The sequence below is a fragment of the Streptomyces sp. NBC_00464 genome, from assembly GCF_036013915.1.
Taxonomy (GTDB): Bacteria; Actinomycetota; Actinomycetes; order Streptomycetales; family Streptomycetaceae; genus Streptomyces.
Genome location: NZ_CP107899.1, coordinates 529015 through 542600, shown reverse-complemented (window position 1 = coordinate 542600; position 13586 = coordinate 529015). Strand labels below are relative to the sequence as shown.

Genomic DNA, 13586 nt, shown 5'->3' with positions numbered 1-13586 from the left:
CGAACCACAGAACGTCGCAGCAAGGAGCCGCATCCGTGTTCACCACCCGGCCCACCCTCCAGGGCACCTTCGGCATGGTGTCGTCCACCCACTGGCTCGCCTCGCAGTCCGCGATGGCGGTCCTGGAGGACGGCGGCAACGCCTACGACGCCGCCGTCGCCGCCGGATTCGTCCTGCACGTCGTCGAACCGCACCTCAACGGCCCGGCCGGCGAGGTGCCGATGATCCTGGCGCCCCGCGACGGAGACGTCCAGGTCCTCTGCGGCCAGGGCCCGGCCCCCGCCGGTGCCACGGTCGCCCACTACCGCGCGCTCGGCCTCGACCTGGTCCCCGGCACCGGACCGCTCGCCGCCGCCGTGCCGGGCGCCTTCGACGCCTGGATGCTGCTGCTGCGCGACCACGGCACCAAGACCGTCGCCCAGGTGCTGCGGTACGCCATCGGCTACGCCGAGGACGGGCACGCACCCGTCGAGCGCGTCGGCCAGACCGTCGAGACCGTCCGCGAGCTCTTCGAGACCGAGTGGCAGTCCTCCGCCGACGTCTACCTCCCGGGCGGAAAGTCCCCGATCCCCGGCGAACTGTTCCGCAACCCCGCACTCGCCGCGACCTGGCGCCGCCTGATCGCCGAGGCCGAGGAGACCGGCGGTGACGACCGCACCGCTCAGATCGAGGCCGCCCGCGCGATCTGGCGCGAGGGCTTCATCGCAGAGGCCCTGGTCCGCCAGGCGGCCGTCCCCACCATGGACACCAGCGGTACCCGCCACACCGGCACCCTCACCGCCGACGACCTGGCCGGCTGGTCCGCGGCGTACGAGGCCCCCGCCACGTACGACTGGAACGGCTGGACGCTCGCCAAGGCCGGCGGCTGGAGCCAGGGCCCCGCCTTCCTCCAGCAGCTCGCCCTGCTCCCCGCCGAACTGCCGGCCTACGGCTCCGCCGAGTACGTCCACCTGCTCATCGAGGGCTGCAAGCTCGCCATGGCGGACCGGGAGGCCTGGTACGGCGACGCCGCCGAGGTCCCGCTCGCCGCGCTGCTCTCCGAGCCGTACAACGCCGACCGCCGCGCCCTGATCACCGATGAGGCCTCGCGCGAGCTCCGTCCGGGCAGCCCCGACGGCCGCACCCCCGTCCTGAGCGAGCACGCCCACGCCGTCGCCGCCGGTGAGTCCGGCTTCGACGCCATGGGCATACCGGCCGCCGGAGTCGGCGAGCCGACGGTGGCGAAGGACGGTGCCGTCCCCGGCGCGGGGGAGCCGACCGTCGCCAAGGACGGCGCCACCCGCGGCGACACCTGCCATGTCGACGTCGTCGACCGCTGGGGCAACATGGTCTCCGCCACCCCCAGCGGTGGCTGGCTCCAGTCCAACCCGGTCGTGCCCGAGCTCGGCTTCCCGCTCGGCACCCGCCTCCAGATGGCCTGGCTGGACGAGGGCCTGCCGAACTCCCTCACACCCGGCCGCCGCCCCCGCACCACTCTCACCCCGTCCCTCGCCCTGCGCGACGGCGTCCCGGTGATGGCCTTCGGTACGCCCGGCGGCGACCAGCAGGACCAGTGGCAGCTGCACTTCTTCCTCGCCGTCGCCCTGCGCGCCGAGGTCCGCGGCGGCCTCGACCTCCAGGGCGCCATCGACGCCCCGAACTGGCACAACGACAGCTTCCCCGGCTCCTTCTTCCCGCGCGGGATGCGCCCCGGCAGCGTCACCGTCGAGGCGGGCATGGACCCGGAGGTCGTCGAGGAACTGCGCCGGCGCGGTCACGACGTCACGGTCGGCGACCCCTGGTCCGAGGGCCGGATGTGCGCGGTCGCCCGCGACCCGGAGACCGGGGTGCTGTCCGCCGCGGCGAACCCGCGGGGCATGCAGGGGTACGCGGTCGGACGCTGACCGGCCACCGGCCGGTCACGCCCCCGTCATGACCAGGTCGTCGGCGTCCGGACAGCCCGTGCTTAGCTGGGGGCATGATCGATGACTTCCTTGCCGGGGACCTGACCGAGGTCGAGGCGGCGGTCCGCGCAGCGGCCGCCGCCGAGATCATGCCGCGCCACCGGCAGCTCGCCGCACACGAGATCGTCGAGAAGAACGGTCCGCACGACCTCGTGACCATCGCGGACCGGCTCGCCGAGGAACACCTCACCGCCTCCCTGAGCCGGCTCCTGCCCGGCTCCGTGGTCGTCGGCGAGGAGGCGGTCCACGCCGACCCGAAGGTGTACGAGGCGCTGGGCGGCGAGGCCCCCGTGTGGATCGTCGACCCGGTCGACGGCACCCGCCAGTTCGTCCGCGGCGAAACGGGGTTCTGCACCCTGGTCGCCCTGGCCCACCGCGGCGAGCTGCTGGCCTCCTGGACGTACGCCGCCGCCCTGGACGAGATGGCCGTCGCGGTCCGAGGCCGTGGGGCCACGCTCAACGGTGCTCCGATACGCTCCGGCTCGCCCGCGCCCGACGCCGTACTGCGGGTGGCGATGTCGCACCCGGACTACACCACCGACGCACAGAAGCAGGCCCTGCTCGGCCTGCGCACCGAAGGCATCGACGCCCGCCCCTGCGGTTCGGCCGGCCTCGAATACCTCGCCGTAGCCCGCGGCGACCTGGACGCGCTCGCCTTCAACTGGGAGTACGCCTGGGACCACGCGGCAGGGCTTCTCCTGGTCACGGAGGCGGGCGGCGCCCAGGCCACAATGTCCGGCGCGCCGTTCCGTATCACCGGGGGCAACGACCTGCCCTTCACGGCGGCCCGCGACCGCGCGACGGCCGACCGGATCCTGGCCGCGCTGCGCACGGGCGCCTGACGGGGCGGCCGTTCAGCCGCCCAGCAGTTCACGCGTCAGCGCGGCGAGGCGCCTGCGGGCCTGCGGATCGTAGGCCTGATCATGCGCGGCCGCGTCCGTGAACCGGTCGTAGTAGCGGCCGCTGACCCCGGCGAGCGCCGGGTCGGTGATCAGCCGGACCGTGGGACGTACCCCCTCCTCGACGGAGGTCGCCGGAGTCAGCCCGTATGCCCGCACCCCCTCGGTGTCCATCAGATGAGCCGGGTGCAGGGCGTTGAAGGTGACCCCGCTCCCGGGCGTCCCGGCTGCGGCCAGGTCGAACGTCGACATGATCATCGCGAGCTTGCTCCGGCAGTAGGCCTCGAGGCCCTCGTAGTCGCGCTCCATCATGACGTCGTCGAAGTCGACGGGCGACTGCCCCACCGACGCCACCTGGACCACCCGCGCCGGAGCGGAAGCGGTCAGTAGCGGAAGCAGCTCCCTGATCAGCAGATACGGCGTCAGATAGTTGACGGCGAAGCGGAGTTCATGGCCCTGGGCGCTCAGCTCGCGCAGCCGCGGCTGCGCACCCCCGCCGGCCACCGCGTTGTTGACCAGGACGTCGAGCCGGGGCTCGGCCGCCCGGACTTCGGCGGCGAGCGAGCGGACCTGGTCCAGATCGGAGAGATCGGCGAGATAGGTGCGGACCTCCGCCCGGCCGTCGGAGAGTGCCCGCACCTCGGCGGCGGCCCGGTCGAGCCGTTCCCGGCTCCGGCCGTGCAGGAGGAGTGTCGCGCCGCGGCCGGCCAGATCGCGGGCGAGGTGCAGGCCGAGTCCCTGGGTGGCGCCCGTGATGAGGACGGTCCCGTCGAAAGTGGAGGGCGCGGAGCTGTGCACGTCTTGAGTGTCCATGCATTGAGTTATATCAAGACCTTGATTCAACTTCCATGCCTGTCACATGCTCGATCCCTGACGTATGCCCGTGGCTGTACGCTCGCGAACATGGGAATGACCGCCGGCGACCGCCTCGGCGCGGACATCAAACGTGCAGAGCAAGCCCTCATGGCAGCCAAGAGCGCCGCGCTGAAGGGCGCCGACCTGACGGTCGCGCAGTACGCGGCGCTGTTCGCCCTGTCCGACAACCCGGGGATGTCGGGAGCTGCTCTGGCGAGGGCCTGCCTGGTGACGCCGCAGGCGATGGCGGCGGTGCTGAAGCACCTGGAGGAGCGCGGGCTGATCGTCAGGTCGGTTCACCCGTGGCATCAGAAGATGCTGGAGACCCGCCTGACCGACGCCGGGGTCGAGACGCTGCGGCTGGCCGACGAGCAGGCGGTACGGATCGAACGCCGCATCGCGGACGAGTTCTCCCCGCAGGAGCGGGACACCCTGCGGGAGCTGCTGGGCCGCTGCGTCACGGCCATTCAGCGCGACTGATGTTCCTTCAGCGGCGGGGCCGATCCCCCCTCAGGAGGGGCCGGCGCCGTGCTTGACCAGGCAGAACGGATGCCCGGCCGGATCCGCGTAGATACGCCACGGGCGGTCGGTCCCGGCCCCGTCGTCCAGTACGGTCGCGCCGGCCGCCATCACCTCCTGCTCGGCCGCGGCCAGGTCGGGGACGCCGAAGTCCAGATGGAACTGCTGGGGGCGCTCCGGATCGGGCCAACGCGGCGGCCGGTGGTCCGTCACGCGCTGGAACGCGAGCACGGTACCGGCCGCGGTGTGCAGCGTCGCCCAGTCGTCGTCGACCGCCCACCGCCGGTCCACCTGGTTCACGCGCCCGCCGAGGAGCGAGCGGTAGAACTCCGCGAGGAGCAAGGGGTCGGGGCAGTCGAGCACCACGCACTGCAGTTCGGCGATCATGGCGGGATTGTAGGGTCTTTCCGCCCGGTTCAGGCCGGCCGCGTCCGAAGGACCTCGCGCACGTCCCGAACGACCTCCGCGGCCGTCTCCACCGCAGCGCCGTCCAGCCCCTCCAGCGCCTCACCGACGCGCTCCGCGAACTCCGGGGGAGTCTCCGGCAGGGCCGCCGCGGCGGCCAGCGCGCCCTTCTCGTTGAGGCACCAGGTGCGGTGGTGGGCGTGCAGGGACTGGGTGAGGATGCCGAAGGCCCGGGACAGACAGAGCGAGACATGGAGCCGGTCACCGGTGGGCGCCGACTTGCGGGCCGCCCCGACCGAGAAGTCCGCCTCCCAGGCCGCATCGGCAAGTGCCGTGCGCAGCGGCTCCGGATACTCGGACGTCTCCTGCTGAAGGGCCGTCAACTCGCCGTGCGCGTCGGCGAGTACACGCCCGAGGGCGACCTCGCCCGGATAGGCGGGAGACCAGAAGCCGAGCGGATGCCCCGGCTGGACCCCCACCTCGAAGCGGCCCCGCCGGCAATCGGACCAGACCGCCTCGACCCGGTCCAGGTCACGCAGGATCCAGTCGACCGGGACGCCGTCCACCCGCAGCCAGGCCCCGCCGTTCACCCACGGCCCCCAGTCGCCCGGCCCGGCCACTTCGACCGGGGAGCCCTGGAACTCGGAGGCCAGCGTGGTCAGTGCGGCGATGTCCGGAGTGCCCCGGTAGTAGAGGCCCAGGTCCCAGTCGGAGTCCGGCCGGTGGGTACCCCGGGCCCGGCTGCCGCCGAGGGCGACGGCACGGACGCCGGGCACGGCGGTCAGCCGCTGGGCCATCTCGCCGATCCGGTGGTGCGGCCCGGAATCCTCCGCTCCCGATGAGGCGGCGGGAAACGGTTCCGGGGACGGCTGCTGAGCAGGGTTCGGAGTATTCATCGGACGCCGACCCTACCCGCGCCCGAACCGCCGGCGCCTGTGAATATCCTTGGTGCTCAGACCGTCGGCTGACAAAGGAGTCCGAAGGTGCCGTCGATGCTCGATGCCGTCGTCGTGGGGGCAGGCCCCAACGGACTGACCGCCGCAGCCGAACTGGCCCGCCGTGGCTTCGCCGTGGAGGTCTTCGAAGCCGGGGCGACCGTCGGCGGCGGAGCCCGTACCGAAGAACTGACACTGCCGGGCTTCCGGCACGACCCCTGCTCGGCGGTCCACCCGCTGGGCATCGGCTCGCCCGCCTTCGATGCGATGCCGCTCGCCCGGCACGGCCTGGAGTGGCTGCAGCCGCAGCTCGCCCTGGCCCACCCCTTCCCGGACGGGACCGCCGCCGTGCTGGCCACCTCGGTGGGGGAGACGGCCATGGCGCTCGGGCCGCAGGACGCGGGGGCGTACCGGAGACTGGTCGCGCCCTTCCTCGGTCACTGGGACAGCCTCGCCCAGGACTTCCTGCGCACTCCGTGGGACGGCCTGCCCCGTGACCCGTACCGCTGGGTGCGGTTCGGGCTCGACGCGATCCAGCCCGCCACGCTTCTGTCCCGCCGCTTCCGGAGCGAGAAGGCCCGCGGCCTCTTTGCCGGACTGGCCGCTCACGCCATAGCCCCCACCAGCGGCCTCGCCACCGGCGGCATCGCCCTGCTCTTCGCCCTCGCCGCGCACGAGAAGGGCTGGCCGGTGCCGCGCGGCGGCTCGCAGGCCATCTCCGACGCCCTTGCCTCGTTCCTCCGGGAGCAGGGCGGCGTCATCCGTACCGGTACGGAGGTCAAGCGCCTGGACGAGCTGCCGCCCGCCCGCGCCTACATCTTCGACACCTCGCCGACGGCGCTGGCCCGGATCGCGGGACTGGGCAACGCCTACCGGGGCTACCGCTACGGCGCGTCCTGCTTCAAGATCGACTACGCGCTGTCGGGCCCCGTCCCCTGGACCGCGAAGGAGGCCCGCCGGGCCGGCACGGTCCACATCGGGCCCACGGCCGACGAGATCGACTCCGCCCTGCGCGCCGCAGTCACCGGGCGCGATCCGAGCGTGCCGTTCCTGATCACGGCCCAGCCCAGCCTCACCGACCCGTCCCGCGCACCCGAGGGCAAGCAGGTCTTCTGGGTGTACGGACACGTCCCGGCGGGCTGGGAGGGCGATGCCACCGAGGTCATCGAGCGCCAGCTGGAGCGGTTCGCCCCCGGCTTCCGCGACGTGGTGCTCGCCCGCGCGGTGACGGGGCCGCCCCAACTCGCCGCGCGCAACGCGAACTACGTCGACGGGGACATCGCCTGCGGCGCGTTCTCCGGACTGCAGACCGTGATCCGCCCCAAGCTCGCCCGGGTGCCGTACGCGACCGCGCACCCGTCGGTCTACATCTGCTCGTCGGCGACCCCGCCGGGCCCCGGTGTGCACGGCATGTCCGGACACCATGCGGCGAAGGCCGTTTGGCGGCGGCTGCGGGAATCGGGACCGTCCGGGCGTCGTTGACGCGCGCCGCGCGGGCCGTGGGCCACCCATGGACCCGCGCGTGACGGCATGATGGCCGCATGCGCACATCTTCCGCCGTCACCGTCACCCTCGTACGGGGCGACATCACCCGGCAGTCCGTCGACGCCGTCGTCAACGCCGCGAACTCCTCCCTGCTCGGCGGCGGCGGGGTCGACGGTGCGATCCACCGCCGGGGTGGCCCCCAAATCCTGGCCGCCTGCCGGGAGTTGCGCGCGTCGAAGTACGGCAAGGGGCTGCGGACCGGCCAGGCGGTCGCCACCACAGCCGGCAAGCTGGACGCCCGCTGGGTCGTGCACACGGTGGGTCCGGTCTGGAGCAGCGCCGAGGACCGCTCGGCGCTGCTGGAGTCCTGCTACCGCGAAGCCCTACGGGTGGCAGCGGAGTTGGGGGCCCGCACCATCGCCTTCCCCGCGATCTCCACCGGAATCTACGGCTGGCCGATGGACGACGGCGCCCGCATCGCCGTGCGCACGGTGCTGGCGGAGGCGGCCGCGCCCGTCGAGGAGGTGCGGTTCGTGCTGTTCGACGCGCACGCGTACGTGGAGTTCGAGGAGGCGCTGGCGGCGCAGGCCTGAGGGGCGGGAGAGCCGCGAACGGTCGACGGCCTGCGCTCGGGCACCGCGGGCTGCCGGTGATCAGGCGTAGAAGCGGTACAGGGCCTGCGCGACGCACGCCGGCTTCTCCGAGCCGTCGATCTCCACCGTGAGGTCGACGGCCACCTCGACCCCGCCCCTGACGTCCCCGACCGAGGCGATGCGGCCATGCGTGCGGATCTTCGAGCCGACCCGCACGGGGGAAGGAAAACGGACCTTGTTCAAGCCGTAGTTGACGGCCATCGACACGCCTTCGACCTGGAGCAGCTCGCTCCACATCGGGATGAGGAGCGCGAGGGTCAGGTAGCCGTGGGCGATGGTCCCGCCGAACGGCCCCTCCTTCGCACGCTCCACGTCGACGTGGATCCACTGGTGGTCGTCGGTCGAGTCGGCGAAGGTGCCGACCCGGTCCTGGGCGATCTCCAGCCAGGAACTGTGGCCGAGGTCGGCGCCGTTCAGAGCCTTGATCTCGTCGATTCCGTTCACGCTGAGTGACATGGGTACTCCTTGGTATGAGTGAGGGGTAACGGGGTGGGTCAGGCGGAGCCGTAACGGGCCCGGATCGGCGCCTTGAGGAGCTTTCCGGTGGCATTGCGGGGGAGTCCGGTGGTGAGGACCACCGACCGGGGGACCTTGTAGCGGGCGAGCCGGTCCCGCAGGTGGGTGATGAGCTCGTCCGCAGTGACGGCCGCGTCCGCGCGGAGCACGACCACGGCGCGTCCGACCTCGCCCCACTTCGGGTCCGGGACGCCGATGACCGCGGCCTCGGCGACCGCCGGATGACCGAGCAGGACGTCCTCGACCTCGGCCGGATAGATGTTCTCGCCGCCCGAGATGATCATGTCCTTGAGGCGGTCGACGAGGGTGACGAATCCGTCCGCGTCAACGGTCGCCACATCGCCGGAACGGAACCGGGCCCCGTCGAGGAAGGCCGCGGCGGTCGCCTCGGGCAGATTCCAGTAGCCGGGCGTCACATTGGGGCCCGAGACGACGACCTCGCCCTTCTCGCCGGTCGCCGCTCGCTCGCCCGAGGGCAGCAGGATCTCGACGTCCGTGAAGAAGTGCGGCACTCCCGCCGATCCGGCGTGGCCGAGCGAGTCCGCCCGCCCGAGGACGAGGGCCCCTGGGGAGGTCTCCGTCATGCCGTAGCCCTGGACGAAGGTGAGCCCCCGGTCCAGACATGCCTGTGCGGTACGCGACGGGACCGGGGCCCCGCCGCAGAGCAGATTCCGCAGGCTGGACAGGTCGGCCGTCGCCCAGCCGGGCGCGGACACCATTGAGTCGTACATCGTAGGGACGCCGAACATGCAGGTGACGCCGTGCTGTTCGATCAGCTCCAGGCTGCGGGCCGCATCGAATGAGGACTCCAGGACCACCGTGCCGCCCTTGAGGAGTGTCGGCAGACAGCTCATGTTGAGGGCCGCGGTGTGGAACAGCGGTGCCCCGACGAGGGCGACTTCGTCACTCGCGAGGTCGGTGTCGACCAGGACGTTGAGGCTGTTCCACACGATGTTCCCGTGAGTGAGGACCGCCCCCTTGGAACGCCCGGTGGTTCCCGAGGTGTACATGATGAGACAGACGTCCTCATGGCCGACCTCCTCGTCCACCGGCTCCGTGCCGGCCCCGGCGAGCAGTTCCTCGTACGATTCCCCCGGGCCCTGCTCGACGGCGATCACAGCGCCGATCCCGGAACCCTCGGCCAGTGCCTTCACCCGCTCCCCGGGCTGCCGGGCGTGCACCAGGACCCGGCATCCGGAGTCCGTCGTCTGGTGGAGCAACTCCGGCAGCGCGAGACGGGTGTTGAGCGGGACGAAGACGGCCCCGAGCAGCCCCGAGGCGAACAGTGTCTCCAGGTAGGCCGGATGGTTCGGTCCGAGGAAGGCCACCCGGTCACCGCGGCGTACGCCCGATGTCCTCAGCGCGTGCGCGAGTCGGGTGGAGCGCTCGTGCAGTTCGGCATAAGTGAAGGCGCGGCCCTCATGAACGAGAGCGGTGCGCCGGGGAGTTCGTCGGTTGCGTCGCACGACCCAGGAGCCGATGCCCTGATTACGCATGTGAGCCATCCCTCAGCGGTGGGTCAGACCGAGCAGTGCGGCCGCGTTCTCCTTGAGGATCTTCGGCCGTACCGAGTCCTTGATGGGGAGTCCGGCGAAGTCGGCCAGCCAGCGGTCCGGCGAGAGCATCGGATAGTCGGAGCCGAACAGGACCTTGTCCTGCAGCAGGCTGTTGGCGTACTTGACCAGCTGCGGCGGGAAGTACTTCGGCGACCAGCCGGAGAGGTCGATGTAGACCTGCGGCTTGTGGGTGGCCACCGCCAGTGCCTCGTCCTGCCAGGGGAAGGACGGGTGGGCGAGGACGATCGGCATCCCTGGGAAGTCGGCGGCCACATCGTCCACGTCCATCGGGTTGGAGTACTTCAGACGGATGCCGCCACCACCGGGCGTACCGGCACCGATGCCGGTCTGGCCGGTGTGGAACAGTGCGATGGCTCCGGCTTCCTCGATGGCCTCGTACAGGGGGTATGCCATCCGGTCGTTCGGATGGAACGCCTGGATGCTCGGGTGGAACTTGAAGCCCTTGACGCCGAACTCCGTTACCAGACGGTGGATCTGACGGACTGCCGCCTTGCCCTTGTAGGGGTCGACACCGGCGAACGGGATGATGACGTCCGGGTTCTCCAGAGCGGCTTCGGCGATCTCCTCGTTCGGGACCGGCGGGGTGCCCGTCGCCGACTCCGCGTCCACGGTGAAGACGACGCAGGCCATCTTGCGTTCCCGGTAGTGCGCGGCGATCTCGGGCAGGGTGGGATGGCGGTGCTCCGCCTTGAAGTAGGCGCCGGCGGCACTGTCCAGCTCGGCCGAGAGGGAGATGCCGCCCTTGGCGGAGACCTCGGCGTGCGTGTGGAAGTCGATGGCGACGAGTTCGTCGAGGTTCAGCACGGTCGCGTTCCTCACAGCCGGGGGGCGGGGATGCCGAAGGTCTCCGGGACGCGGCCGACGGAGACGGGCCAGGCGTCCGCGATCGCGTCGGCGCTCCAGCCGCCCTCTGCGTACGCGACCGAGATCTCCTGGGGATGCGACCACAGGGCGAGCCTGTCCCCGCCGACGCCGATGCACTGGCCGTTGACCCCGGCCGATGCGTCCGAGGCGAGGAAGGTCACGAGACCGGCCACGTCTTCTGCGGTGCCGAATCCCTCGCCCTTGCGCAGGGCGTCCGGGAATGGCGTGCCGTGCTCCTCCAGGGCCTCGATGTGCGGGGCGAAGGCGGGAATGGTCTTCGTCATGGCGGTCGCGGCGACCGGGATCACGGCGTTCGCGGTGATCCCGGCACGGTCCAGCTCCATCGCCCAGGTGCGGACCATCGCCGCGATGCCGGCCTTGGCGGCGGCGTAGTTGGTCTGGCCGAAGTTGCCGCGCTGGCCGGCCGGGGAGCCGGCGACGATGATGCGGCCGCCCTCACCCTGTTCGCGCATCCGTACGGCGGCAGCGCGTCCGCAGGTGAACGTTCCGCGCAGGTGCACCTGGACGACCGTGTCGAAGTCGTCGTCGGTCATCTTCCACAGGACCTTGTCCCGCAGGACGCCGGCGTTGGTGACCATGACGTCGAGTCGGCCGAAGGTGTCGACCGCGCGGGCGACCAGGGTCTCGGCGGCCTCGGTGGTGCCGACCGGCACCACTTCGGCGACGGCCCGGCCGCCTGCCTCGGTGATCTGCTTCACGGCGGCCGCGGCGGCCTCGGGGTCCACGTCGTTGACGACGACGGCAGCGCCGGCGGCCGCCAGGGACTGCGCGTAGGCGAGCCCGAGACCACGGCCGCTGCCCGTGACGACGGCGACCTTGTCGGTGAGGTCCATGAATGGAGGCCTTTCCCTGAGAGGGTGATGGCGCAAAGCTAGGCAGAATTATGTCGACGGTCAAGAAGTAGCCGAATATTAATGTCGTGGGAGGTGTCCCACCTCTACGCTGTCCTCGTGACCCGTCCCGACCCCGCCCACGAGCCGGAACCCGCGGCCGACCGCGGTGCCCCGCCCCGCCCCCAGTCCCTGATGCTGAGCTTCTTCGGCATCCACGTCCTCGGCACGAAGGCCGCCCTCTCCTCGGCGAGCGTCATCGACGCCTTCACCCGCGTCGGCGTCGGGGAGGACGCGGTCCGCTCGACCCTCACGCGCATGGTGGGTCGTGGTCTGCTCGCGCGGCACCGGCGCGGGCGCAGGATGTACTTCTCGCTCACCGACCGCGCCGCAGTCGTTCTCGCCGACGGACAGGAGCGCATCTGGCGCACCGGTGCGGTCAACCGCGACTGGGACGGCACCTGGACCCTGGTCGGCTTCTCGCTGCCCGAATCATGGCGCCGGGAACGCCACGACCTGCGTTCCCGGCTCGTCTGGGCCGGGTTCGGCCCGCTGCAGAGCGGTCTGTGGGTTGCTCCCGGCCGCGTCGACATCGCACTCATCGCCGCGGAACTGGGGCTGGGGGACCGTATCAGGGGCTTCCACGGCGAGGCCGCCGCACCCACCGAGGCCGGCTCCCTGCTCCGGAGCGCCTTCGACATCGACGTGATCGCCGAGGGGTACCGCGACTTCCTCGACCGCTGGGGCGGCGGCTCCGGGGCGGCCGCCGCCCAGGACGACCTCGGCCGTCAGCTCCTGCTGCACACGGATTGGCTCGACCTGGTGCGCGGCGACCCCTACCTGCCGGCCGAACACCTCCCCCCGCAATGGCCGGCAGCCGACGCCGAAGCGCTGTTCCGTGAACTCGCGGCCCGCTTCGAACCGGAGGCCGAGCGGATCGCCGCGGACATCCTGGACCGCTGGGAGGACGCGCCGACGGTCTGACCGGCCCGCGCCGGCGCGCTCAGGCCCCGCCGCGTGCCTGTTCCCTCACCGCGCGCGGCGACAGGCCGAACTCGGCCCGGAACACCCTGCTGAAATGGCTCGCTTCCCCCAGCCCTGCGCGGGACGCCAGGACGTAGGCGGGCAGGTGTTTCAGCGCCGGGTCGAGCAGGTCCCGGCGGATCCGTTCCAGGCGCCTGCGCCGCACGTGATCGCCCACCGTCGCCCCCGACGCCCGGAACAGCGCGTGCAGATGACGCACCGAGATGTGGTGAGCCGCCGCGATCGCGCCCGGCGATAGATCTTCCGCCAGTCGGTCGTCGATGTACGCGAGGACCCGTTCCAGGGCTTCCGCCGCCCCTGAGCCGACGGCAGGTCCCGCACCGGCCGCCTCGCGCAGCAGCGTCCGCAGGATCGCTGACACGTGCTCGCCCATCTCCCGGCGCGCCAGCGGCCCGAAGCCGTCAGCCCGTTCGGCGAGTTCGCCGACCACGGCCGCGAGCATCCGTCCGCTCGCAGAACGCGGCAGCTCCGGGTTGGCCGTCACCGGGCCGACCGCCGCAGCCAGCTGACCGGCCGTCGCGGAGTCCAGCGACAGGACGAAGTACCGGTGCGAGGGGCCGAGTTCCAACCGGAACGGGCGCGCGCCCGTGTACAGCACGAAGTCCCCCGGCGAGAGTGCCGCCCGCCGCCCGTCCTGCTCCAGTTTGCCGTGCCCCGCCACCAGCAGGCCCAGCAGATGGCCCGGCCGGGGTGCCGCGGGAGAGGGCCGGGGCATCACCCGTATCTCCTGCTCACCGCTGATGTCGCACCCGCTCAGCGCGCCGAAGCGGCTCGGCCGCATGTCGGCGGCGTACCCCTCGTCACCTTGGGTTGCCCTGACCAGGACCGTGTCGAAGGCGCCCCGCAGGTCCGCCGAAGCGGTGTCGAGGTAGCCGAAGACCAGATTGCCGTCATCACGTCGCTCCACCTGCATGCGCGTTCCCCTCCCACCCGCCCGCACTGCCGGCATTCTTCGCGCCGCCGGTCCCTGCACTGCGGGCACAGAACTCTGCGCTGCCGGACCAGTGATCACCACGGGATTGCCAGATGCTCGCAGAGAC

General features: G+C 71.8%; 14 protein-coding genes. 6 read left to right on the top strand and 8 right to left on the bottom strand.

Annotation, left to right across the window (positions count from 1 at the left end; genetic code table 11):
* The first annotated feature begins 35 nt into the window (after positions 1-35).
* Positions 36-1883, top strand: coding sequence for a gamma-glutamyltransferase family protein (locus tag OG912_RS02360; protein WP_327707927.1), 1848 nt, complete (start codon positions 36-38; stop codon positions 1881-1883).
* Positions 1884-1957: 74 nt separating this feature from the next.
* The gene (locus OG912_RS02355; protein ID WP_327707926.1) at positions 1958-2785 is read left to right on the top strand and encodes an inositol monophosphatase family protein; all 828 of its coding nucleotides are present in this window, start codon (positions 1958-1960) and stop codon (positions 2783-2785) included.
* Between the two features lie 12 nt (positions 2786-2797).
* Here OG912_RS02355 and OG912_RS02350 read toward each other — a convergent pair whose 3' ends face one another.
* On the bottom strand, positions 2798-3655 hold the full coding sequence (locus OG912_RS02350; protein WP_327707925.1) for an SDR family NAD(P)-dependent oxidoreductase: 858 nt from the start codon (positions 3653-3655) through the stop codon (positions 2798-2800).
* A gap of 90 nt (positions 3656-3745) precedes the next feature.
* Here OG912_RS02350 and OG912_RS02345 point away from each other — a divergent pair, with 90 nt between their 5' ends.
* A complete protein-coding gene (locus OG912_RS02345) occupies positions 3746-4177 on the top strand; it encodes a MarR family winged helix-turn-helix transcriptional regulator (RefSeq protein ID WP_327707924.1) in 432 nt (143 codons plus the stop codon).
* Between the two features lie 30 nt (positions 4178-4207).
* Here OG912_RS02345 and OG912_RS02340 read toward each other — a convergent pair whose 3' ends face one another.
* Positions 4208-4603, bottom strand: coding sequence for a VOC family protein (locus OG912_RS02340; protein WP_327707923.1), 396 nt, complete (start codon positions 4601-4603; stop codon positions 4208-4210).
* Between the two features lie 29 nt (positions 4604-4632).
* A complete protein-coding gene (locus OG912_RS02335) occupies positions 4633-5418 on the bottom strand; it encodes a nucleotidyltransferase domain-containing protein (RefSeq protein WP_327713321.1) in 786 nt (261 codons plus the stop codon).
* A 186-nt stretch (positions 5419-5604) separates the two neighbouring features.
* On the opposite strand from OG912_RS02335, the gene OG912_RS02330 reads away from it, so the two are divergent.
* The gene (locus tag OG912_RS02330; protein WP_327707922.1) at positions 5605-7038 is read left to right on the top strand and encodes a phytoene desaturase family protein; all 1434 of its coding nucleotides are present in this window, start codon (positions 5605-5607) and stop codon (positions 7036-7038) included.
* 59 nt (positions 7039-7097) lie between these two features.
* Positions 7098-7634, top strand: a complete 537-nt coding sequence (locus OG912_RS02325) for an O-acetyl-ADP-ribose deacetylase (protein WP_326739974.1) — start codon at positions 7098-7100, stop codon at positions 7632-7634.
* A 60-nt stretch (positions 7635-7694) separates the two neighbouring features.
* On the opposite strand, the gene OG912_RS02320 is transcribed toward OG912_RS02325, so the two are convergent.
* From OG912_RS02320 to OG912_RS02305, 4 genes are read right to left on the bottom strand one after another with little or no spacing between them, the layout of a single operon-like run.
* Positions 7695-8150, bottom strand: coding sequence for a MaoC family dehydratase (locus tag OG912_RS02320; RefSeq protein ID WP_327707921.1), 456 nt, complete (start codon positions 8148-8150; stop codon positions 7695-7697).
* A gap of 38 nt (positions 8151-8188) precedes the next feature.
* Positions 8189-9706 carry an acyl-CoA synthetase gene (locus OG912_RS02315; RefSeq protein ID WP_327707920.1) on the bottom strand — a complete coding sequence of 506 codons (1518 nt, stop codon included), beginning with the start codon at positions 9704-9706 and terminating at the stop codon, positions 8189-8191.
* Positions 9707-9718: 12 nt separating this feature from the next.
* Positions 9719-10588 (bottom strand): amidohydrolase family protein, encoded by an 870-nt coding sequence (locus OG912_RS02310; protein WP_327713320.1) that lies wholly within the window; start codon positions 10586-10588, stop codon positions 9719-9721.
* Positions 10589-10602: 14 nt separating this feature from the next.
* Positions 10603-11505: an SDR family NAD(P)-dependent oxidoreductase gene (locus OG912_RS02305; RefSeq protein WP_327707919.1), complete on the bottom strand. Its 903-nt coding sequence runs from the start codon at positions 11503-11505 to the stop codon at positions 10603-10605.
* Positions 11506-11622: 117 nt separating this feature from the next.
* On the opposite strand from OG912_RS02305, the gene OG912_RS02300 reads away from it, so the two are divergent.
* The gene (locus OG912_RS02300; RefSeq protein ID WP_327707918.1) at positions 11623-12486 is read left to right on the top strand and encodes a PaaX family transcriptional regulator; all 864 of its coding nucleotides are present in this window, start codon (positions 11623-11625) and stop codon (positions 12484-12486) included.
* Between the two features lie 19 nt (positions 12487-12505).
* Here the strand turns inward: OG912_RS02300 and OG912_RS02295 are convergent, their stop codons facing one another.
* Complete coding sequence (locus tag OG912_RS02295; RefSeq protein WP_327707917.1) at positions 12506-13459, bottom strand: helix-turn-helix domain-containing protein; 954 nt, start codon at positions 13457-13459, stop codon at positions 12506-12508.
* Between the last annotated feature and the right edge of the window lie 127 nt (positions 13460-13586).

Bases quoted from the DNA above. Each gene is read 5' to 3' on its own strand.
- OG912_RS02355 (WP_327707926.1), top strand. From the start codon at position 1,958: ATGATCGATGACTTCCTTGCCGGGGACCTGACCGAGGTCGAGGCGGCG.
- OG912_RS02350 (WP_327707925.1), bottom strand. From the start codon at position 3,655: ATGGACACTCAAGACGTGCACAGCTCCGCGCCCTCCACTTTCGACGGG.
- OG912_RS02345 (WP_327707924.1), top strand. From the start codon at position 3,746: ATGGGAATGACCGCCGGCGACCGCCTCGGCGCGGACATCAAACGTGCA.
- OG912_RS02340 (WP_327707923.1), bottom strand. From the start codon at position 4,603: ATGATCGCCGAACTGCAGTGCGTGGTGCTCGACTGCCCCGACCCCTTG.
- OG912_RS02335 (WP_327713321.1), bottom strand. From the start codon at position 5,418: ATGGCCCAGCGGCTGACCGCCGTGCCCGGCGTCCGTGCCGTCGCCCTC.
- OG912_RS02325 (WP_326739974.1), top strand. From the start codon at position 7,098: ATGCGCACATCTTCCGCCGTCACCGTCACCCTCGTACGGGGCGACATC.
- OG912_RS02320 (WP_327707921.1), bottom strand. From the start codon at position 8,150: ATGTCACTCAGCGTGAACGGAATCGACGAGATCAAGGCTCTGAACGGC.
- OG912_RS02315 (WP_327707920.1), bottom strand. From the start codon at position 9,706: ATGCGTAATCAGGGCATCGGCTCCTGGGTCGTGCGACGCAACCGACGA.
- OG912_RS02305 (WP_327707919.1), bottom strand. From the start codon at position 11,505: ATGGACCTCACCGACAAGGTCGCCGTCGTCACGGGCAGCGGCCGTGGT.
- OG912_RS02295 (WP_327707917.1), bottom strand. From the start codon at position 13,459: ATGCAGGTGGAGCGACGTGATGACGGCAATCTGGTCTTCGGCTACCTC.